The sequence below is a fragment of the Candidatus Symbiothrix dinenymphae genome, from assembly GCF_001431085.1.
Genome location: NZ_BBRU01000027.1, coordinates 1 through 1,357 on the forward strand (window position 1 = coordinate 1; position 1,357 = coordinate 1,357).

A 1,357-nucleotide genomic window follows, 5' to 3' on the forward strand; every position below is an offset into this window, starting at 1 on the left:
ATAATAAGGAACCATATGATAAACATATATATCATGGTCTGTTTTATTCTGTATAAGAAAATGTTGCATAGGAGGCCATATAATGCGACAGCTTATAATACAACTGATACAGAAGATAACCATAAAAAGTGATAAAAGTATTTTTTTCATAATGCAATGTAATTAATGTCCTTTATTGTTTCATATTTATCCGAATTGTATCGGTTATCAACGGTTTATCATCACACATGATAAACCCACTTGGAGGAATGAGAATTTCTTCGGGACAACCTGGACTTCCATAACTATAATCGCCATAAATTGAAAAATAACAAATTAATGTTTTTCCCTTTTCAATGGTTTGATGACCTGAAAATGACTTCTTCCCATATTTGAAATAACTGTAAACTGTTGTTGCGGTTGGACGAGTTATTATGTTAAGGCTATCAGTATAAAAATCAAACTCACCTTGTAATGATTTTATCAAAAATTGGTAATGAGACCCCATATTTACTGTCAATCTTAACTCAATTTGATTATTATTACAATTCAATCGATACTTCTTTTCTTCATTTAATCGCAAAGAGAAGTGCATCATGTCAAGGCATGCATAAAAAGAAGCAGCTAAAAACACAATAATTATACAAAACAAAATATTTTTTTTTAACTTTTTTTACATACTATGAATGAATATTAATGATAAATGTTTTTATATAATAATTGCTTACTCGGTTAGCTTGCCATTCTAAAGAACCCCAAGTGTAATATAACAACTTTATGCTGCCAATTGTCAAATACTCCGTAGCGTAGCTTTTAATAGTTTCACCATAAAAATTAGCAAATCCCATTTTGTTTTGTTGCCACATATGAGTAGATTCATGAATTTCCGTTTCTACAAGCCTTTTTCCTTCTCCACTTACACCTAAACTACGTCCCCATGTCAGACCATCCCCATTTTTCAAAAGCAATCCACCTTTTCGATATGTAGTTTGCCCTTCTCTGTCATGCGAGTAGTATGTATCATGAGGCTTATATGCCGCTCCGAAAGCTGCAATATTCATAATAGAACTACTTGCACCACCAATAGCACCGCCTAACGTGTTTTGCCAGATAGCATCCGGATTTTTATCAATTCCTGCTTGCACTAACCCTGATGCAAATCCGGTCAAAGCTCCTCTGCCGGAGTTAAAACCAATTTCAGCCATCGCATTTTTGAACGCTCCACCTTCCATTGCACTAAAATTAGGAAGAGCAGAACCAAGTAATCCACCGGCAAGACTTCCTGCCACACTACCCCAAGTTAAATCGTTACCGAACATGGTGTTTGTTATAGCATTATTTGCGGCTTGACTTAACACATTGTATCCTAAAGTATTTC

2 protein-coding genes are annotated in these 1,357 nt (G+C 34.4%); both read right to left on the reverse strand.

The genetic code is table 11. The features are described 5' to 3' along the window. Positions 1-172 precede the first annotated feature (172 nt). Positions 173-631 carry a hypothetical protein gene (locus ASC50_RS00590; protein WP_158648216.1) on the reverse strand — a complete coding sequence of 153 codons (459 nt, stop codon included), beginning with the start codon at positions 629-631 and terminating at the stop codon, positions 173-175. A gap of 28 nt (positions 632-659) precedes the next feature. Continuing rightward, on the reverse strand, positions 660-1,357 hold a 698-nt coding region (locus tag ASC50_RS00595), incomplete at its 5' end, for a hypothetical protein (RefSeq protein WP_226995294.1).